This is a genomic window from Promicromonospora sp. Populi (genome assembly GCF_041081105.1).
GTDB lineage: Bacteria > Actinomycetota > Actinomycetes > Actinomycetales > Cellulomonadaceae > Promicromonospora.
This window is the reverse complement of record NZ_CP163528.1, coordinates 979,321-998,994: the sequence shown is the minus strand read 5'-3', so window position 1 is coordinate 998,994 and position 19,674 is coordinate 979,321. Positions and strand designations below refer to the sequence as shown.

Here is a 19,674-nt window from a genome sequence, read left to right as displayed (position 1 = left end):
TGGTGGGCTGGTGGGAACCGGGCAGCGGGAACAATCGACACCGGCAGCGGGTTGAGGCCGACATGCATGCATCTGCATGTAGAAGTCAGCAGTGCTGAGCAGGTAGCAACCTAGGGAGCGGAACACCATGCAGTTCGGGATCTTCAGTGTCAGCGACGTGACGACGGACCCGACGACGGGGCACACCCCGGACGACACCGAGCGCGTCCGCTCGATGCTCACCATCGCCAAGCACGCGGACGAGGCAGGCCTCGACGTGTTCGCCACCGGCGAGCACCACAACCCGCCGTTCGTCGCTTCCAGCCCGACGACGATGCTCGGCTACCTGGCCGGCGTCACCAAGAACATCACCCTGTCGACGGCCACGACACTGATCACGACCAACGACCCGGTCCGTATCGCCGAGGAGTACGCGATGCTCCAGGTCATCTCGGACGGCCGGATGGACCTCATGATGGGCCGCGGCAACACCGGTCCCGTCTACCCCTGGTTCGGGCAGGACATCCGCCAGGGCATCCCGCTCGCCATCGAGAACTACGCGCTCGTGCGCCGGCTCTGGACCGAGGACGTCGTGGACTGGGAGGGCAAGTTCCGCACCCCGCTGCAGGGCTTCACCTCCACCCCGCGCCCGCTGGACGGCGTGCCGCCGTTCGTGTGGCACGGCTCGATCCGCAGCCCCGAGATCGCCGAGCAGGCCGCTTACTACGGCGACGGGTTCCTGCACAACAACATCTTCTGGCCGATCAGCCACACCAAGCAGATGGTGCAGTTCTACCGCGGGCGGTTCGAGCACTACGGCCACGGCCGGGCCGACCAGGCGATCGTCGGTCTCGGTGGCCAGGCCTTCGTCCGCAAGAACAGCCAGGACGCCTGGAACGAGTTCCGCCCGTACTTCGACAACGCGCCCGTCTACGGCCACGGCCCCACCATGGAGGACTTCACGCGCGACACACCGCTGACCGTGGGCTCCCCGCAGCAGGTCATCGACCGGTACGGGTCCTTCATCGACGACGTCGGCTACTACCAGCGCCAGCTGTTCCTCACCGACCACGCGGGCCTGCCGCTGAAGACGGTGCTGGAGCAGATCGACCTGCTGGCCTCCGACGTCGTGCCGGAGCTGCGCAAGATCGCCGACGCCAAGCGGCCCGACGACGTGCCTGCCAACCCGCCCACGCACGCCGAGCGGGTAGCCGCCGCGCGGGCCAAGGGCGAGGCCGGAGCCACGCATGTGGGCGACGGCGGCGACGAGTACACCGGCAAGCGGGCCGAAGAGGTAGAAGAGGTCCTGTCGTGACCGAATCCGTCGGGAACACCGCCCGCACCATCGCCGTCGTGCACGCGGGCCTGGGCCAGCCGTCGTCGACCCGGCTGCTGGCCGACCGCCTCGCCGACGCGACGGCACGCGAGCTCAAGGCTCTCGGCCACGACGTGACGATCGAGATGATCGAGCTGCGCGACCACGGTCACGCGATCATCGACGCCATGCTCACCGGGTTCCCCACGGGCGACCTCGCGCGCGCCATCGAGACGATCACGCGGGCCGACGGCGTCATCGCCGTCACCCCGCTGTTCACCACCACCTACTCGGGGCTGTTCAAGTCGTTCGTCGACATCCTCGACAAGGAAGCCCTGACCGGCACTCCCGTGCTGCTCGGCGCGACCGGCGGTACGCCGCGCCACTCGCTCGCACTCGAGTACTCGATGCGGCCCCTGTTCACCTACCTGCGCGCCGACGTCGTCACGACGTCGGTCTTCGCGGCAACCGACGACTGGGCACAGGCCGGAGACGACGACGGGCACAACGACGGGGGCAGCTCCGCCCAGCTCGCTCTGCCGTCCCTGCCCCAGCGCATCGAGCGGGCCGGCCGATCCCTCGCCGACGTCGTCTCCGGACGCGCCCCGCACGCCAAGCCCGCCGACCCGTTCGCCGGCACCCCGAGCTTCCTGGACATGCTGGGCGGAGAGTGAGGCCGCGCACCTCCTGACCTGCGCACCTGGGAAGTTCACGATGCTTTCCAGGTGATCCCGGTAGGTGCACCATGCCTGGGGCTTGCACGGCCAGGTCATCGCGGGGAACATATGGGACAACGGTCGCCGGTCGCGGCCGGGACGAGGGCGAGGGAGCGCGGTCATGGCGGACGGCACAGAACAGCAGGCCCCAGACGGTCCGAACGCTGACAGCCCGGAGGGCGCGAACGCGCACTACCTGAGCGCCGACCCCGAGCGGGTCGCTCGAATCGTCGCCGCGCTGCGGAAGGCACACGCCGAGGAGGCTGAGGCGCCGGAGGCGCCCGCGCCCCGCCGGGCGAGCACCGGCGTGCGATCGGCCAAGCCGAGCGTGCCGACCCTGCGCTGGAACCCCGGCGCCCGCTACCGCGCATCGCGGCTCGCAGATGTTCCGACCACACCGGCTCCGGCCGTACACGTTCCGGGCGTCGAGCTCCCCGTGCCGCAGGCGCCCGCCACCCAGGCTCCGGTACCGCTCCCGCCCGTCCCGCAACCCCCGGTCCCGCAGGCACCAGGCCCGCAGGTGACGATCGTTTCCGGGGTCCTCGACGCACCCGCCGCTGGGCCCGGCCCTGCGCCACATCCCGTACCCGGCGCGGGGCCGGGCCCAGTCCCGCCACCGCCGCCCCTCGCCGGCAGGCTGTTCCGCGGCCCCGCCCGGCGGACCGCCGTCTTCGAGCGGGAGATCTGGCACCCCGTGACGCGGTCCTCACGCGTGCCGCGCGACGTCAGCGAAGCGCTTGTTGCCGCGGTGGAGCGCTACCGCAAGGGCTCCATCTCCACCACGGGTCTGGTGCGCGCGATCGGTAAAGCACACGCCGCCTGAGGAGTAGCCCCCAGGTTTTCGCATCGTGGCAAAGTAGTCGCCCCATCTGGTCGGGTTAGCCCCGTTCTGCCCTTGTCCTGCCGTCGCGCAACGGAGGAGCATTCGTTGCACGAGACCAGAACGACAGAGGCGAGACCGGTTAATGCAACGGCACGTGGGGACAGCGCTCGGCACACTTGTCGTAGCCGGGCTCCTCAGCGGCTGCGCCAGCGGCGCCAGCACGGCTAATTTCACCGCCCCGGAGAAGTACGAGACGGTCGAACAGCTGGTCGCCGACGCCGACGTCGTCGCCCTGGTGCAGGCGGGCGCGTCGGACGTCGACGTCGTCGACCGGGTGCCGTACACCCGCACCGAGCTCCAGGTGCGCAAGGTGCTGCTGGGCGCACTCTCGAAGGACGCCGGCCTCGCAGTCACCCAGGTGGGTTCAGCGGCGGCACCGCCGGGTGACGGCCTGCCCGAGGTCCTGCAGGACGGTCAGCAGTACGTAGTGGTCCTGCACCGCACCGCCGCGGGTGAGTTCACGGTCGTCGGCCCGGGCGTCTGGCGAGCGGACGGCCTGGGTGCCACCCTGACGCTGCACACGGCAGTGGCGGCCTGCGTCTCCCCGGCCATCCCGCACCTGACCACCCCCTGGGAGCTCGAGGTAGAGCTCGGCGAGGTCGGGGGAGCGCTCAGCACGAGCGCGATCGGCCAGACCGACGCGACCGGCACACGATCGACCGGCACACACGCGACGGCCACCAACACCGGTGGCACCGACGCGGCGTGGCACTACTCGGCCTGGCATGACTCGGCCCACACAGAATCGGCCCACACAGTCGGCTAGGCCGAATCGACTGAACTGAACCGGCGAGCTGAACCGGGCTGGTCGTCAGTCCTCAGCGTGGGTCGTGGGTCGGGCCCGCTGTTGGGGCCAGACTGGGCAGATGACGCGCAGCCTCGTCCTCACCGCAGACGACGCCGGGCTCGACCCCGACGCGGACCGTGAGATCGCCGCACTCCTGGCCGGCTCACCGCTGACGGCCGTAGGCGTGATCACGGCCGCGGATCCGGCAGACCAGGCCGGGCGCGGCCACCACGGCAGGCGCGTCGACGACGTCGGGCCCAGCCCGGGAGAGCCCGGCGCACCGGCGGCCGGTGGTGCGGCTCGCGCCGTCGAGCTCATCGCCAAAGCCGCGCCCGACGTGGCACCGGGAGTGCACGTCGTCCTGCCGGTGCCCGAACCGGATGGCGGCTTCGACGACGTCGTCGACCGGATCATCGCCCAGGTCACGGCGCTGAGCCAGGCCACGGCCGCCGTCGGCTTGCCTGCGCCGGACCGCCTGGACTCCCACCAGGGCACGCTGTACGGGCTGCGAGGCCGCTCCTACCTCGGCGAGGCGATCGGCCTGTGCGCGCGGCTCGGGCTCGCGCTCCGCCTGCCCCGCGGCCTGGAGCTGTACGGCGACGACGACCCGGTGCTCACCGAGCCCGGCGTCCGGGCACGGCACGCGATGGCAGTAGCAGCGGCGGACGCCGCCGGCGTGCCACTGCCCCGGGTGATCGGCACGCACCGCGGCGGCGACCTCGAGGCACGCGACTACCCGACGCTGCGTGACCACTACCTGCGGCTGCTGGAGCGGCTGCCGGAGGGGACGAGCGAGATCTTCCTGCACCCGTCCCCGGACACGGCGCGCCTGCGCGCGACGTCGGCCGGCTGGTGGCAGAAGCGGACGTGGGAGCTGCGCCTGCTGGGCGACCCGGACTTCATCCGGGAGATCGAGCGGCAGGGCATCGACCTCGTCGGCAGGTGGTGAGTAGGCTCGCCGACGTGGACGCCGAACGCGGGACCTCGCCGGTGCGCTACGGCGTCGGCATGTTCGGCACGTCGCTGCCGATCAACCTCGTCAAGGGCTCGATGCTCTACGTGTACGTCGAGCTGCTCGGTCTGGACGCCGTCGTCTACGCGACCGTGTACGCGGTGTACGGGGTGCTCGACGCCCTGGACAACCCGCTGTTCGGGCACCTGTCGGACCGGACACGGTCGCGGTGGGGGCGCCGCCGGCCGTACCTGGTGACCGGCGCTCTGGTGCTGGCCGCCACGACGATCGCCCTGTTCTCCGTGCCGGGGCCCGTCGCGGACTCCGCCGTCGGGCTCGCGGTGTGGTTCGCCGTCTTCGCGATCACCACCGAGATGGCCGACTCCCTGATCAACGCCAGCTACGGCGCGCTGCTGCCCGAGCTGTTCACCCAGGAGCGACGCCGCGCGACGGCGAACGCGGTGCGGCAGGGCGCCCAGCTCGTGGCCCTGGTCATCGCGCTCGCGCTGACGCCTGTCCTGGCGCGCAACGTGCTCGGTACCGAGGGTTCCACGGTGGGCTACGGGCGCCTCGCGGTGATCTTCGGGGTGGTGGCCGCCGCCGTCATCCTCTGGACCGCCTTCGGCGTGCGGGAGGACCCGGCGCTCGACGCGGAGCCCCGGCCACAGTTCTTCCGGTCGGTAGGGCAGATCCTGTCGACGTCGCAGTTCTGGACGGTCGGGGTCGTCAACGCCTGCTACGGGTCCGCTATGGCCCTGGTGCTGGGCGGTCTCCAGCTGTACGTGGACCACACGCTGAACGGCTCGGCGCTGGACGCGAGCATCCTGCAGCTGGTCGTGATCGCCGTCGCGATCGGGATGCTCAGCGTGTGGGCGGCAGTCGTGCGCCGCAAGGGCGCCGCGTGGACGTGGCGGCTCGCACTGCCGGTCGCGGCCGTGGGGTTCGTGCCGATGTACTTCGCGACCGACCTGCTCACCGGGATCCTCGCCGGGCTCTCCGTGGCGGTCGGCTACTCGGGCGTGCTCGCCACGAACGACCTGGTCATCGCCCGTGTGCTGGACGCCGACGCCGCACGCCACGGCACGCACCGCAGCGGGCTGTTCCTGGCGGCGTTCGGCGTGCTGGGCCGGCTCAACGGCCTGGTGACGGCGGGGGCGCTGACGTCGCTGGCCCTGTGGTTCGGCTACCGTTCGGGCGCCGACCCCGGTCCCGACCCGGGGCAGGCGTTCCGCGTCTACCTGAGCGTGTACCCGTTCGCGCTGCTCGTGATCGGCACAACGGTCTCCCGCTTCATCCGCCTGCCGGCGGCGCCGGAGGCGGCGGACTCGCCCTACGGTCCGGCTGCTGGACCGAACGCTGCTGGACCGAACGTCGAGCCCGACGCCGGACCAGACTCGGCGCCCGTCACGCGCTGATCGCGAGCAGGGTACGGTCCGCGGCCTCCAGCCGGTAGGGGCCGTGCTCGGGTGGCGCGGAGAACGTCACCCGGTCGCCGCGCACCCGGCGTCGTCGGCCGTTCCCCGGCCGGTCCGCGCGACCTTGACCTCCGGCGACCTCAGGAATTCCCCCGAGGTCGAGACCCTCCACGAGTACCGTGCCGTCCGCGTCCACGGCGACGAGGTCGTCGCCCACGCGCACCAGTGCGGGCTCGCCCGGCCCGGGAAACCTACTGATGGCGGTGCGTCCCTGCCGGATCGCGTCCAGGATCGCCTCGGGCGTACGGTCCTCGGCGGCGACCCAGGTGGTAGGCGTGCCGGGCGGGAAACCCTGCTCCGGCGTGTGAAAGTCGCTACCGCCCAGCAGTACAGGACCGCCGGCCGGGCTGGTGGTACCGGGCCGGCCGCCGCTGGTGGTACCGCCGTCAGGCAGGCCGTTGTACCCGCGCAGGTAGGCCCACGCCCCCGTGGCCGTCAGGTCGAGGAACCACGAGATGTGCCACAGCTCGAGGAACCCCGTCCGCACGGGAAACAGCCAGGCGCAGTCGTCCTGGATCGGATGGTTGACGGACAACAGCCCACCGCGCTCGGTGACGTCGGAGAGCCACTGCGCCGCCGGGCGACGGAAGTCCACCCAGCCGATGTCGCCGAACGCGTTCGCGTGCCCCGCATGCGTGGTCACCTCCTGCCCGGGCAGGAGGCAGATGTCGTACGCGGCGCCCACACCAGGCAGGTGCGCGTGGTGGGAGACGGTGTTGTGGTCGGTCACGGCGAGGAAGTCCAGGCCGCGACCCACTGCTGCGGCGGTCAGCTGGGCAATGCTGAGCGACCCGTCCGAGTGGGTGGTATGTGCGTGCGTGTCGCCCGCGTACCAGGTCAGCCCGTCGGGCGCGGGGAGGTCACGGCCGAGCCCGGTCCGGTGCTCGCTGTCCGACGGCGGGGGCGGCGCCGGTGGTTCGTCCTCGACCGGGCCGGCGTCGACCCCGGTCACGATGGTGACCGTGACGTCGATGGGCTCGGCCGGCATCCGGTGCAGGCCGAGCACCACCGCCCACTCGCCGGTGACGAGCTCACCGGGCTCGTAACCCGGTGTGGCTGCGCCCTGCGTGATCGCGAAGCGAGACCGCGCGCCGCCCGACCATCCGCGCCAGCGTCCGGGGTCGCGGCAGCCCAGGTCGATCACCGCGGCGTCCCGGTCGAACTCGAGGGTCACCTCCAGGGCTTTCCCGGCGGGCCCCGGAGGTATCTCGAACGGCACCTCGAGGTACCGGTTCTCGATCTGGTCGTCGATCGACAGGCGCAGGCGGCGCTCCTCGCGGGTCACGCCCAGCGCCCCAGAATTTCGGCGAGGAACTCGATCGCGGCCGGGTAGGCATCCTTCCGGTTGGCTCGTTTGGCCAGCCCGTGACCCTCGTCCGCATAGACCCGCAGCTCGTGCCGGATGCCGCGGTCCGCGAGCGCCGCGGCGATCTGCTCCGCCTCGGACAGGGGGACGCGTGGGTCGTTGGCGCCGTGGATCACGAAGAGTGGTGCGCGGAGCTGGTCGAGGTAGGTGATGGGCGAGGCCTTGATGAGTAGGTCCCGGTCGTGCTCGAGGCTGCCGTACTCGCGTTCGCGGACGGCGCGGCGGTACTCGGAGGTGTTCTCGAGGAAGGTGACGAGTGACGACATGCCGACGATGTCGATTCCGGCGGCCCACAGGTCGGGCTGCATGGTTGTGCCGGCCAGGACCATGTAGCCGCCGTAGGACCCGCCGAAGAGTGCGCTTCGTTCCGGGTCGAGGCCGAGCGTGGGGAGCCAGGTGTGCAGGGCGGCTAGGTCGGCGACGGAGTCGAGCCTCTTGTCGACGTCGTCCAGGCTGACCCAGCGCTTGCCGTAGCCGGCGGAGCCGCGGACGTTGGGGACGAGCACGGTGAGTCCGGCGCCGGTGAGTGCCTGGACGATCGGGAAGAACAGGCGCGTCGCTTCGGCTTCGGGGCCGCCGTGCACGACGATCACGGATGCGCCGGCGAGGGCGGGGTCGGCTCCCGGTGCGGGTTGGTGCACAAAGCAGGGGATCTGCTCGCCGTCCGGGGTGGGGACGCGGTGGACGGTGGGCAGCGAGATCGGTAGGCCTGCGGGGATCTGGGCGGGTCCGTCGACCAGTGTGGTGACGGCGCCGGTAGCGGCGTCGACCAGAAGGATCGACCCAGGGTCGCCGGGGGTGGTGAGGTGCACGGCGAACCGTGAGGAGTCGGGGGCCCAGATGACGGTGGGCACACCGGCGTCGGGCAGCGCGACGTCGCAGCGGTGGGCGCCGCCCTGTTCGTGCACGGCCAGGCTGGTGACGCCGTCCTGGTGGTGGCCCACGACCATCACGGTGCCGTCGGGGGAGAGGACTACCTCGAGGTCGTGGTCGTCGGCCTCGACGAGGGTCTCCCAGACCGTGCCGTCAGGACGCACTCGCACGACGGCAGCAAACTCGCGCTCGTGGTCCGAAGCCATGACGAGCGTGTCATCGTTCGCAGCCCAGGCGACCTGCGTGTGGTGGGCGTGCTCGTCAGGTGCGGTGACGGCGTGCGCGGTCGAGCCGTTCCCAGCGGTGTGGTCTCCCGCAACCAGTATCTGTGTGGAACGGGGCTTGCTGCTGGCGACGGTGATCGCGACGGAGCGCCGGTCGTGGGAGGCGATGGCGGCCGCGAGGTACCCGCCGCCGTCGTACAGCGTGGTCTCGGTGCCCGTCGCCAGGTCGTGCACTACGACGTCGAAGTCGATGCCGTCGCGCCGGTTGGTCAGGAACACCACCGAGTCGGCAGACACGTCGGCCAGGTCGTGCTTGTACGCGGGGTCGTGGACCAGGGGAGTGAGGTCCCCGAGCGTCGCGGGGGCGGACACCGTCGCGAGGTCGAGGAGGCTGAGCTGCATCTGCTCGTCCCCTCCGTTGTCGTGCTGCACCACCACGCGGCGCGTACCTGGGACGTATCGCCCGGTGCAGCGGGACGGCAGCGCGGTGAGCTGCGTCCGGGTGCCGTCAGGCGAGAGCTCGACGAGCTGCAAGCTGCCGGACTCGTCGTTCCCCGCCAGGATCCGCCCCTCGGGGTCGACGTCGAAGACGGCCCAGGCGGTCAGGTCGAGCAGGGCGTTGATGATCTCTGGTGCGGAAGTCAGGGGTGCTGAAGTCACGATGGCAACCTAACGGGGGAGCGGAGCGGCTGTCGCGGATACGGGCCGACTCACCGGCTCTGCCCGAGCTGCTCCAGGTAATGGGGGTTGTACATGACGCCGAGCAGGTTCCCGAACGGGTCCACGACGGCGGCGGTGACAAAGCCCTCCCCGCGCACGGTGATCGGCTGGTACTCGGTGGCGCCCAGCTCCAGCAAGCGCGCGACCGTGCCCTCCAGGTCGTCGACATGCCAGTACACGATCGCGCCGCCCGGCTGTGTGGGCAGGCCCGGCGGCGCGAACGCACGGCTGACGAGACCCAGCTCGGCCTCGTGGTCCCCGATGCGAAACTCGATGTAGGCGGGCACGCCGTCAGGCCCGGGGCGCTCGAAGTACGGTTCGACGCCGAGCAGCTCGGTGTACCAGGCGGCCGCCGCGACGACGTCGTCGGCCCAGTAGCTGATGGTGGCAAATCCTCGAAGGTTCATGCAGCCATCACAGCACCAGCCACTGACATCGACGCTGACACCTTTCACCGCGGGTCGGGCACCTCCGCCCACTTCTTCTCCAGCTCCGCGGCGAGTCCCTCGGCTCGTGCCCGGGCGGACTCCGCCTCCGCCTGAGCGGCCTCGGCCCGCGCCACGGTCGTGATCGCGGCGACCCTCGCGCGCTCGGCCTCCGCCGCCTGCTCCCGGGCCGACTCCAGGGCGCTACCGGACGCGGAGACCTCGCCCTCCAGCCGTGCCACCGCCACGTCGGCGGCCGCCCGCGCGGTCTCTGCCGTGGCACGGTCGCGCTGCGCCTGGGCGACGTCGTTCCGGGCCGCCTCGAGCGCGCCGCGCACGTCGGTCAAGGACTCCCGCAGCCCCACGGCGGCACCCTCCGCCTGAGCACGGGCCGCGTCGGCGTCGGACCGGGCACGCTCAGCGGCCGCCGATGTGGCACGCTCCTGCGCGAGCTCGTCCCGAAGCGTGCCGAGCGCCTGCTGGGCGGCAGCCAGCTCACCCTCCAGGCGGGCCGCCGACGCCGCGGCGTCAGCCCGACCCTGCTCGGCCTTGCCACGCTGCTCCTCCGCGGAACGAGCGTGCGCACGTGCCGTCTCCAGCAGGGTGCGGAACTGGGCGAGCTCGGCGTCAGCCTCGTCCACGCGGGCGGCCAGGGCGTCCGCCTCGCCGACAACGGCGCTCAGCGCCTCGTCCGACGCCGCGGTGGCCGCCTCGTGCTCGGACCGGGCCACCTGGACCGCCGCACCCCACAGCGACTCCATGTTCCTGTCGGCCAGCGCGGTAACCGCGGCCGGCAGGTCGGGGAGGGCTTGCCGGGCCTCGTTCTCCGCGGCCCTCGTGTCGCGCCACTCCCGCAGGTACTTCGTCGCGGCGGCGTTCGAGCAGCCGGCGCGCTCGCGCACGTTCGTCACCGTCACCGGGACGCCCTCTGCCGTCAGCGCCTCTGCCGCTTGGAAGACCCGTTCCTTGTCCCGCACGTCGTTCCCCGATCAGCTCGTCGAGCACGTGGTCACCTCGATCACGTGATCGTCAGTCAGTGCACAGTTTTGAACCACTCGTAGTAGTACGAGTAGTAGTGCAATACTACGCCTACTTTCCCACCACACAGTACGCACCCGCTTTCCTGAAGCGGGTGCGCATCAAGTCCACAAGCAGCCTGATACCTGCGCTACAGGGCACATTTGGCTGATGTAAATCGCAATACAGAGAGCACATGGTGAGCATCAAAGGCGTGTGGATGATGGGTCTGTGGCGGTTCGGCTGGGCAGTACCCGGCGGCACCGCCCACGCCTGCCGCCCGAGAGCAAGGACACGAACCGCCACATCGCTGCAGACGAGATGGCCACCGGGCAAGTACTCCTCGCTCCAGCCGATTTCAGACGCAGCCCGCGCCGCCCTGGACACGTTGTGAAATTGTGGGGGTGAAAATGTTCCACAGTTGAACGAGACGTATCCCGCTGTCTAGCTTGGAGGCTGCCATGACGGCAATTACCGGTACCACTCGGGGTCTGCTCGTAAGGGCCACCGGGGCGCTGGCCGCGCTCACGGTGCTGGCCGCCGGGCTCAGCGGCCTGACAGGCGCGAGCCCGGCAGACGCCACCGGACCCAGCGCGCTGAGTCCGGCGTTCAACGCGGAGCGGCGTTGCACCGCAACATGCACGGTCAACGTCCCGGCGGGCAGCGCGATCCTCGTGGAACTCTGGGGCGGCGGAGGAGGAGGAGCGGGCGGCATCGGCGGCGGCGGCGGAGCGGGCGGCTACGTCCGCAGCGTGATCAACAACGTCGGCGGGGCAGCTGGCACAGTCCCGGTCACCATCCAGGTCGGCGGCGGCGGCGCGGCCGGAGCCGCCGGTGGCGACACCACCGTTACCGTCAACGGCATCACCGTCACCGCAAACGGCGGCGGCGGCGGCTACGGCAGCGAAGGCGGCGTCGGCGGCTACGGCGGCGGCGTAGGCGGCGGCGGGACCCCAGCCCCCTACGTCGTCAGTACCCTCACCGGAGATACCGGCGGCGGCCACGTCTGGGCCGGCGGCGCTGGCGGCGCCGGCGGCGAAGGCGTACCCGGCAGGGGCGGCGACAGCTACGGCGACGGCGGCTACGGCGACGGCGGCAGCGAAGGCGGCGGCGTCGCTGGCAGCAGCGGCGCGGCGATCATCCTCTGGTAGCCGAATCCGACCTGGCCGTCACGTGAATCGGCCCTGGTGGCGATCACGTGACGAGTCAGAGGGGGCAACCGCCCAGGCGCCACCGCCTACGGCCACGTCTGACCGGTCGGGCTGTGCGACGCTCAGCTCGGCGGGACGTCCTTGACGAACACGATCCCGTCGTTGCCGGCCAAGTGCGCCGGCTCCAGCGGGGCGTAGCCGAACCAGGGTGACACGCGAGCGTCGGGTCGCGTGTCACCGAGGGCTTTGACCAGGCGAGGCGCGTCGACGACGCACCGGTCCTCTCCCAGCGCGTACAGAAGTCCTTCGATCGTGTCCGACGGCGGTGCGTCCACGCCCTGATGCTTGATCGTGCCCAGCGCGGTGGCCAGGAACGCGTAGCCCTCGCCCAGGTGAGCACTGACCAGCGATCCCGCGCCCCACCACTCCAGCAGCGGGTGGTCCCACATGCTCATGGTGCTCCGACCGCGCTGCAGATGGCTGTTGTGCGCGTTCACCAGCGCCGGACCCCGTTCGGCCAGGGTCAGCAGGTTGGCCGCCATCATGGAGTCGCGCACGCTGAGCAGCCACGTCATGCGGCCGGGCGAGGTGTCCGCCATCCAGAAGTGGTAGCGCAACAGGCCGGTGGCGGTGCGCCCGTACAGGCGGGCCCGGTCCCAGTCCTCCCGGGAGGTAGCCGCGATCAGGTGCGGCGTCTGCGCGTCGAGCAGTGTCACCAGGTCGTCAGCGAGCAGGCGCAGCTCCCTGGCCTCGGCCGACTGCCCCACGGACTGGGCCGGGTCCAGCATCGCAGCAAGGTTCGTCCACTGGTCGTCTGCGCCGAGCAGACTGTCGAGGACCTCAGCGGTGCAGGGGAGCAGGGTTGCGTCGACCTGTGCCGAGAGGTAGCCGTGGAGCGCGGTGAGGACCGGCCGAGGGCTCGCGGCGGCTTCGATCTCCAGCGGGCCGTCGAACCCGGCGAAGCGGACCTGGTCGGCCGCCGGCCGACCCTCGTTGAACGCGCGCATCCAGCGCACCAGCTCACGGTTGCCCGGGTAGGCATCCCACTGGTGGCTGAAGCCGCGCGCCAAGACGTCGTCCAGCTCAAGGCCGGCGGAGCCCGCGGTCGAGGTGACGTACTCGTCCACGATCAGGCCCATCAGGCAGTCGCTCTCCAGCACGATCGTCCGGTAGCCCTCCTGCTCGACGAGCTGCCGGAAGAGCTCGTTGCGTTGCTGGAGCACGGCCTCCGCACCGTGGGTGGGCTCACCGAGGGCGAGCAGCCGGGGTCGGGTGGGGAGCAGCCGCATGATTGCTGCGGCGTCGACGGGTTGGGTGATGTCCTTGAGGTCTGTCGCCATTCCTTCAACGGTATCGTTGAAGGCTCGGTTGAAACTTCTCTCTGGCATAGGCGGGTGGATGAGCCAGAACCTTCAAGACGGCGTTCGGCTCAGGCCCATCGACCTGGCGCGCGAGCACGGTCTGTCCACGCAGGCGATCAGGAACTACGAGGAGGCCGGCATCCTCCCGCCTGCGGGCCGCACAACGCACGGATACCGCACCTACGGTCCGTTGCACGCGCGGGCGCTGCGCGCCTTTCTCGCCCTCGTACCCGGCCACGGCCATCAGACGGCGACGACGATCATGCGAGCCGTGAACGACGGCGCGGCCGCCGAGGCGTTCCGCCTGATCGACGAGAGCCACGCCCAGCTGCTCGACGACCGCCGCACTCTCCAGGCCGTGGAGAACGCCCTCCGCGACCTGGGACCCGGCCGTGGCCCAGGATCCAACCGCATCCGAGGCTCCAGCCAGGCCAAGGCAGACGCCGCACCCAGCGACACCTTCATCGGCCCGCTGGCGGCGAGCCTCCGGATCCGGCCCGCGACGTTGCGGGTGTGGGAACGTGCGGGGCTTGTGCACCCGCGCCGCGACCCGCAGACCGGATACCGGGTCTACACCAGCGACGACGTGCGGGACGCCAAGCTCACCCACCAGCTCAGGCGCGGCGGCTACCTGCTGGAGCAGATCGCTCCGCTGATCGCCCAGGTGCGAACGGCCGGCGGGCTCGAGCCCCTGGAGGCCACACTGCACGGCTGGAACGACCGGCTGTCCGCCCGGGGCAGGGCGCTGCTGGCCGGGGCCGCTGCGCTGGAGGCGTACCTCCAGCGCAGCGGATGAGACGTCAGCTGCGCTGAAGCGCCTCCACGCCTGGCGCCTCCACACCCGGCGCCGCCACCGGGGCCGAGCTCGGCCGCATCCTGACCGGCCACCACGTGCGCTCGCCCAGCAGCGTGATCACGGACGGCAGGATGAGGGCGCGCAGGACTATCGCGTCGAAGAGCACGGCGACGGTGAGCCCGACGGCCATCTGCTTCATCTCGATCCGGTCGAAGAACAGGAAGCTGCCGAAGATGGAGACCATGATGACGGCCGCGCTGGTGACCACGCTCGCGGAGCCGGCGATGCCCTTCACCACCGCCTGCCGGGTGGGTAGCCCACGACGCGCGGCCTCCCGGATCCGGCTCACGACGAAGATCTGGTAGTCCGTGGAGAGCCCCACCAGGATCGCGACCACCATCAGCGGCGTGCGCGAGCCGACAAAGCCCACCGAGTCGAACCCGAGCAGACCCTCCGCCCAGGTCCCCTGGAAGACCAGGGTCAGCACGCCCCAGGACACGAGCACCGTCGCAAGGTTGAGCACCACACCCAGCAGCGCCAGCGGGACGGAGCGGAACACGACGAACATGATGACGAGCGTGGTCAGGGACACGAACACGATGACCCAGGGCAGCCGCTCTGCCTGGTGCGCCGCATAGTCCACACCACGTGCGACCTCGCCGGAGACGGCGATCTCCGTGCCGGCCGCCGCCCCCTGCATCGCTTCGGGGACGAGCTCGGCCCGGAGGCGGTCCAGCGATCGTTGCGCCTCGGCGGAGTTCTCGGAGAACGGTACGGGGAGCCGCAGCAGCGCCGTCGTGCCGTCGTCGGCTACGACGACCTCGGGATGCTGGTCCTGTGCGAAGAGCTCGTCACCCCTGGTCCGGTCCGCGAGCGCCTGCAGCGGGGCAGCGGGGTCGTCCCCGCGAGCCAGCACGAGGTGCGCAGGCCCCTGAGAGGGGAACGCGCCGGTCAGGCGGTCGTAGGTGGCCACCGTGGGGAGGGAGTCGGGGAACGTCTCCGCGCCCTCGGTGCCGAGCTTCATGGTCAGCGCGGGCGCGGCCAACGCACCGGTGACGGCGACACTGACGAGCAGCGTGACGAGCGGACGGCGCACCACGGGACGCAGCACCGCGGTCCACGCCGCGTTCTCGCCCCTGGCCCGGCCCTCCGTGCCACGGCCACCAGTGCGGCGGCGTCCCCGCAGACCACGGTCGATCCGCCCGCCCAGCAGGGCCAGCAGCGCGGGCAGCACCGTGAGGGAGCCGACCACCGCGAGCGCCGTGACCAGGATCGCCCCGGTGGCGATGGAGGAGAAGATCACGTCGTCGGCCAGGTAGAGCCCGCCGAGGGCGAGCACGACGGCGATGCCGGACCCAAGGACTGCGCGGCCGGACGTGGCCGCGGCCGCCTCGATGGCTGCCGTGTGGTCGATCTGGCCTGCAGCGGAGAGGCTTGCGTGCGCACGTTCCTCGCGGATCCGCTTGAGGTAGAACAGCGAGTAGTCGACGCCGACGGCCATGCCGAGCAGGAAGATCACGCTCATTGCCGCGCCGCCGGCGTCGGGGAAGATCCAGGACGCCAGGCCGTACAGGCCGACTGCGCCCGTGAAGGCGGTGAGGGCCAGCAGGATGGGTATGCCGGCGGCGAGCACGGTGCCGAAGACGACCAGGAGGATCACGAAGGTCACCGGGAGGCTGATCGCCTCGGTGCGCAGGAGGTTCTGGCCCATCGACTCGTCGACCTCGTTCGACATCGACGCGCCACCGGTCTGCTCTACGGTCACGTCCGTGTGCGCGGCCTGTGTGGCGGCGGTCTGTTCGAGCAGGCCTGCGACGTCGTCCTCCGCGGTCTCGTTGTCCCCGCGGAGGGTGACGTCCACGAGCAGCGCGGTCCGGTCGGCGGACCAGGCGGGTTCTGCCACGGACGTGACGGCGGGGAGTGCTTCCATCCGTCGTCGCACGTCGTTCGCGGCGCGTTCCGCGGCGGCCGCGTCGAGCTGGTCGTTGCCGTTGGCCGTGATGAGGACCTGCTCGGTGGGTGCGGGCATGAGCCCGCTGGAGTCGGCCATCGACTCCGCCCGCCCGGCCTCGCCGACCCAGAAGTCATCGATGGTGCCCGAGTTGGTGCCGACCGCGGTGCCCGCGCCGAGGCAGACGACCACGAGGAGCAGCCACCCCACCACTGCGCGCCAGGGGTGGGTGGCGCACCACCGGGCCGTGCGTACCGTTAGAGATCGTGTCCCGTTCGACATGACGGGTCCTTCCAGGTTGGACGACGATGCTGTCCCGAGCAGCGTCCCTGGTCAGGGCCTTTGCACGCACTGGTGCACACCCACGGCGCGCAGGGGGCCAGCCCCCGGCGTGAACGTCGTGCTTTCCCCCGGGTGAGGCGGTTCAGCCGTCCTCGCGGGCCGCCCTGAGGCGTGCCGCCTGCTTGATGAGGTGCGTGCGTTCGGGCGCGCTGGTGGCCCGGTCCGCGGCGGTCGTGTAGTGGCGGATCGCCTCGGCGTCGTCGGAGGCGCGTTCGTGGAGGTGGGCTGCGACGGCGTCCCACCGGTCCAGGCCGGGGTCGATGTCGCCCAGGGCGGCCAGCCCCGCGCGGGGCCCGTCGACCTGCCCGACGGCGACGGCCCGGTTGAGCGCGACGACGGGACTGTCCGTGAGCCGGGTCAGCTCGTCGTACCACTCGAGGATCTGCGGCCAGTCGGTCTCGTCGGCGGTGGGGGCGTCGTCGTGCAGGGCGGCGATCGCGGCCTGCGCCTGGTACTCGCCGAGCCGCTCGCGGGCGAGGGCTACCTGCAGGACGTCGACACCCTCGGCGATCATCGAGGTGTCCCACAGGGAGCGATCCTGCTCGTCCAGCGGAATCAGCTCGCCCGAGGCGGCGTACCGGGCGTCCTGGCGGGCATGGTGCAGCAGCATCAGGGCGAGCAGGCCGGCGATCTCGGGGTCTGCCGTGCTGACGGCGTCCGTGGAGGTCGCCGCGACGAGCTGGCGGGTCAGCCGGATCGCCTCTGCGGCGAGCGAGATCTCGCCGGTGAATCCCTCGTTGAAGATCAGGTACAGCACGTGGAGCACGGCCCGGACGTCGCCGGGGGTGTCGAACCGTTCGCCGGTGATCGTGCGCTTGGCGCGGGAGATCCGCTGCGCCATCGTCGCCTCGGGCACCAGGAAGGCGCGCGCGATCTGTGCCGTGGTGAGCCCGCCGACGGCACGCAGTGTCAGCGCGATCGCCGACGCCGGGCTCAGCGCCGGATGGCAGCAGCGGCTCAGCAGGAGCAGCGTGTCGTCCGCCTGCTCGGTCGGCCCGGGTGCCGGTTCGTCATGGACCCGTTCCTCCCGGCGTCGTCGGGCCGCCTCGGACCGCTGCGCGTCGATGAGCTTGCGGCCGGCGACCCGCACGAGCCACGCCTTCGGGTCGTCGGGCGGGTCGTCCGGCCAGTGGCGCGCGGCCTCGATCAGGGCCTCCTGCACGGCGTCCTCGGCCGTCGCAAAGTCTGCTCCGCGACGGACGAGGACGCCCAGGACCTGCGGCGACAGAGTCCGCATCAGGTCGTCCATGTGGGTAGTGGTCACCCGGCGGTGGCCGGCGGGTCGGCCAGGAAGGGCCGCACCTCGAGCCACTCGTGGAGCGGACGCCCGCCCTGGCCCGGCGCCGCGGACAGCTCGGCCGCAGCTTCGTAGGCCCGCTCCTGGGACTCGACGTCGATGATCATCCAGCCCGCGATGAGGTCCTTGGTCTCCGCGAACGGCCCGTCGGTCACCGGGGGCCGGCCCTCGCCGTCGTACCGGACGAAGGTGCCCTCCGGGGAGAGCGCGTCGCCGCTGACGAACTCGCCGCTCTCGGTCAGCTTGTCGGCGAACCGGCGCATGTAGTCGATGTGCTCGGTGATCTCCTCGGGCGCCCACTGGTCCATGGGCGCGTCGGTGCCGGGGACGTGCTCGGGGCCGCTGCGCCGGTAGTGCTTGAGAAGCAGGTACTTCGCCATGATGTTCTCCCTGGTTCTAGGGCCTCGCACGAGGCCCTGAGTCCTGGACGCTGTTCGCGCCCTCGACCCTAGGACGGAGCCGCCGCGCTCGTCTCGACATCAGGATCACGAACTCGCAGAAAAACTTCCGCGGAGGATCCGCGCGCCGCCTGGATCCGTGCCCAGCACGACGGCGGACGCCTGGAACGCAGCGCTCATCGTGTCGCCCAGCGCGTCGAGGTCGTCCTCGAACAGGCCCGCGTAGGTGGACAGCGTGAGCACCGGCGACTCGTGCCCGAGCATCCGCTGCACCGCCTTGACGGTCGCCCCGCCGGAGATGGCGAGGGAGGCGGCCGTGTGGCGCAGGTCGTGCAGGGTGAGCGTGTCGAAGTCCTCGGCGCCCGGCCCGAGCGTCGTCCGTGAGAGCGCCGCCAGCAGCCGGGTGCGGCTCACCTTCTCGCCGCGCGTCATGCCCCCGGCCAAAGACCCGGCGCCGGTCCCGGCAGTGCGCGCCCCGCCGACCCGGCCGTCGCGCCGGGCCCGGTCGGCGTCAGACACGAGGGCCCAGGTCTCCGGGTCGCAGACGCCGGTCGGTGGGAGCCCGCCGTCGGTCTGGAGCCGACGGACCGCGGCGACCACAGCGTCGTCGTACAGGCCGGAGGCAGGTAGGCCCAGGGACTCACGCAGCGTGCGGACCGCGCGGCCTGCCGCGAGGACGGCGGGGCGGAACGCCGATCGGTCGAAGCTCTCCCGGCGCAGCGCACCGCCGCGCGTCCCGGTGAACAGCAGGTCGCCGGGCGCCCGGCCGGCCGCCTGCGTCGCAACTGCCTCGACCAGGGTCGCGGGCAGGGGCACCTCCCGGCGCGCATGGGTCTTCGTGTCGCCGAGCAGGAGAGTGCCGTCGTCCAGGCGCGTGTACGCCTTGGTGACGTGCAAGCGGCGGCGCAGCGGGTCGACGTCGGCCACGGTCAGGGCGCTCACCTCACCCCAGCGCAGGCCCGTCAGGGCCGTGAGCAGGATCAGCGTGCGTGTCTGCGGGGACGTGGTCGCGTCTGCGACGCGACGCAGCTGCTCGTGCGAGAGGTAGCGGTGCGGCTTGGTCTTCGGTGCGCGGGGCAGGCTCGGCACCTTGCCCGACGGCGTCCGCGCCGGGTTGCTGCGCAGGCGCCGGGCGTCGACGGCGGCGTCGAGCAGGGCGACCAGGAGCCGCGCGGCATCCCGGCGCCGGGCCGGCGAGGCGGTCTCACCCGTGGTGGGAGAGGTCATGGTCGCCGCCCAGCGAGCGACGTCCTCATGCGTCACCTGCCGCAGCGGCCGGTCGCCGAAGGTGGGGGAGACCAGGGACCGGAACCGTTCACGCTCGGCCTCGATGGTGCGCGGCGCGCGGTCGACGCGGGCCTCCTGCCAGATGGCGAACCACTGCGCGACCGTGACCCTGCTGGCGGCCGGGTCCACCCACTCGGCGTGCTTACCGGCCTCCTCCTGACGCCGCGCCTCCGCGAGCGCCTCGCGCTTCGCGGTGAAGCGGCGGGTGCTGCGCAGGCGCCCGTCGACCCGGAACCGGCCGATGTGACCGGTGCGGCCCGCGGAGTCGGTGCGCTGCTCGGTGTACGCCACGGGGCGAGGGTATCGGCCCTGATCACGCCGGTGGGGGAGCACGGAGCGGGTGTCGCGGCGGCTGGCTC

General features: G+C 71.6%; 17 protein-coding genes. 8 read left to right on the top strand and 9 right to left on the bottom strand.

The window, feature by feature from the left end; genetic code table 11:
- Positions 1 to 127: 127 nt before the first annotated feature.
- The 6 genes from AB1046_RS04505 to AB1046_RS04480 all read left to right on the top strand — a co-directional run bounded on the left by AB1046_RS04505 (position 128) and on the right by AB1046_RS04480 (position 6,047).
- Entirely contained in the window at positions 128 to 1,294 is a 1,167-nt protein-coding gene (locus AB1046_RS04505; RefSeq protein WP_369372761.1) for an LLM class flavin-dependent oxidoreductase, read from the top strand.
- Positions 1,291 to 1,968: an FMN reductase gene (locus AB1046_RS04500; protein ID WP_369372759.1), complete on the top strand. Its 678-nt coding sequence runs from the start codon at positions 1,291 to 1,293 to the stop codon at positions 1,966 to 1,968. The genes AB1046_RS04505 and AB1046_RS04500 overlap by 4 nt, the downstream gene beginning before the upstream one ends.
- Before the next feature lie 163 nt (positions 1,969 to 2,131).
- Positions 2,132 to 2,833, top strand: a complete 702-nt coding sequence (locus AB1046_RS04495) for a hypothetical protein (protein WP_369372757.1) — start codon at positions 2,132 to 2,134, stop codon at positions 2,831 to 2,833.
- A gap of 142 nt (positions 2,834 to 2,975) precedes the next feature.
- Complete coding sequence (locus tag AB1046_RS04490) at positions 2,976 to 3,659, top strand: hypothetical protein (RefSeq protein ID WP_369372755.1); 684 nt, start codon at positions 2,976 to 2,978, stop codon at positions 3,657 to 3,659.
- Positions 3,660 to 3,759: 100 nt separating this feature from the next.
- The gene (locus tag AB1046_RS04485; RefSeq protein WP_369372753.1) at positions 3,760 to 4,629 is read left to right on the top strand and encodes a ChbG/HpnK family deacetylase; all 870 of its coding nucleotides are present in this window, start codon (positions 3,760 to 3,762) and stop codon (positions 4,627 to 4,629) included.
- Positions 4,630 to 4,643: 14 nt separating this feature from the next.
- On the top strand, positions 4,644 to 6,047 hold the full coding sequence (locus tag AB1046_RS04480) for an MFS transporter (protein ID WP_369372751.1): 1,404 nt from the start codon (positions 4,644 to 4,646) through the stop codon (positions 6,045 to 6,047).
- Here AB1046_RS04480 and AB1046_RS04475 read toward each other — a convergent pair.
- Genes AB1046_RS04475 through AB1046_RS04460 form a run of 4 tightly spaced genes read right to left on the bottom strand, consistent with a single transcriptional unit; the run spans position 6,037 to position 10,692 of the window.
- A complete protein-coding gene (locus AB1046_RS04475) occupies positions 6,037 to 7,392 on the bottom strand; it encodes a CehA/McbA family metallohydrolase (RefSeq protein WP_369372749.1) in 1,356 nt (451 codons plus the stop codon). The genes AB1046_RS04480 and AB1046_RS04475 overlap by 11 nt on opposite strands.
- Positions 7,389 to 9,230 carry an alpha/beta fold hydrolase gene (locus AB1046_RS04470; RefSeq protein WP_369372747.1) on the bottom strand — a complete coding sequence of 614 codons (1,842 nt, stop codon included), beginning with the start codon at positions 9,228 to 9,230 and terminating at the stop codon, positions 7,389 to 7,391. Before AB1046_RS04470 ends, AB1046_RS04475 begins: the two co-directional genes overlap by 4 nt.
- A 50-nt stretch (positions 9,231 to 9,280) precedes the next feature.
- The gene (locus AB1046_RS04465; protein WP_369372745.1) at positions 9,281 to 9,697 is read right to left on the bottom strand and encodes a VOC family protein; all 417 of its coding nucleotides are present in this window, start codon (positions 9,695 to 9,697) and stop codon (positions 9,281 to 9,283) included.
- Between the two features lie 44 nt (positions 9,698 to 9,741).
- Complete coding sequence (locus AB1046_RS04460; protein WP_369372743.1) at positions 9,742 to 10,692, bottom strand: DNA-binding protein; 951 nt, start codon at positions 10,690 to 10,692, stop codon at positions 9,742 to 9,744.
- A gap of 501 nt (positions 10,693 to 11,193) precedes the next feature.
- Between AB1046_RS04460 and AB1046_RS04455 the strand changes: the two genes are divergently transcribed.
- Positions 11,194 to 11,883: a hypothetical protein gene (locus tag AB1046_RS04455; protein ID WP_369372741.1), complete on the top strand. Its 690-nt coding sequence runs from the start codon at positions 11,194 to 11,196 to the stop codon at positions 11,881 to 11,883.
- Positions 11,884 to 12,005: 122 nt separating this feature from the next.
- Here AB1046_RS04455 and AB1046_RS04450 read toward each other — a convergent pair whose 3' ends face one another.
- Complete coding sequence (locus tag AB1046_RS04450) at positions 12,006 to 13,223, bottom strand: erythromycin esterase family protein (RefSeq protein WP_369372739.1); 1,218 nt, start codon at positions 13,221 to 13,223, stop codon at positions 12,006 to 12,008.
- 58 nt (positions 13,224 to 13,281) lie between these two features.
- Here AB1046_RS04450 and AB1046_RS04445 point away from each other — a divergent pair, with 58 nt between their 5' ends.
- Positions 13,282 to 14,040, top strand: a complete 759-nt coding sequence (locus AB1046_RS04445) for a MerR family transcriptional regulator (protein WP_369372737.1) — start codon at positions 13,282 to 13,284, stop codon at positions 14,038 to 14,040.
- Between the two features lie 4 nt (positions 14,041 to 14,044).
- Here the strand turns inward: AB1046_RS04445 and AB1046_RS04440 are convergent, their stop codons facing one another.
- From AB1046_RS04440 to AB1046_RS04425, 4 genes are all read right to left on the bottom strand, one after another.
- Positions 14,045 to 16,273, bottom strand: a complete 2,229-nt coding sequence (locus AB1046_RS04440) for an MMPL family transporter (RefSeq protein ID WP_369372735.1) — start codon at positions 16,271 to 16,273, stop codon at positions 14,045 to 14,047.
- 142 nt (positions 16,274 to 16,415) lie between these two features.
- A complete protein-coding gene (locus tag AB1046_RS04435) occupies positions 16,416 to 17,570 on the bottom strand; it encodes an RNA polymerase sigma factor (RefSeq protein WP_369372733.1) in 1,155 nt (384 codons plus the stop codon).
- A gap of 23 nt (positions 17,571 to 17,593) precedes the next feature.
- Positions 17,594 to 18,010 (bottom strand): YciI family protein, encoded by a 417-nt coding sequence (locus AB1046_RS04430; protein WP_369372731.1) that lies wholly within the window; start codon positions 18,008 to 18,010, stop codon positions 17,594 to 17,596.
- Positions 18,011 to 18,115: 105 nt separating this feature from the next.
- Positions 18,116 to 19,606: a tyrosine-type recombinase/integrase gene (locus AB1046_RS04425; RefSeq protein WP_369372729.1), complete on the bottom strand. Its 1,491-nt coding sequence runs from the start codon at positions 19,604 to 19,606 to the stop codon at positions 18,116 to 18,118.
- Positions 19,607 to 19,674: the final 68 nt, after the last annotated feature.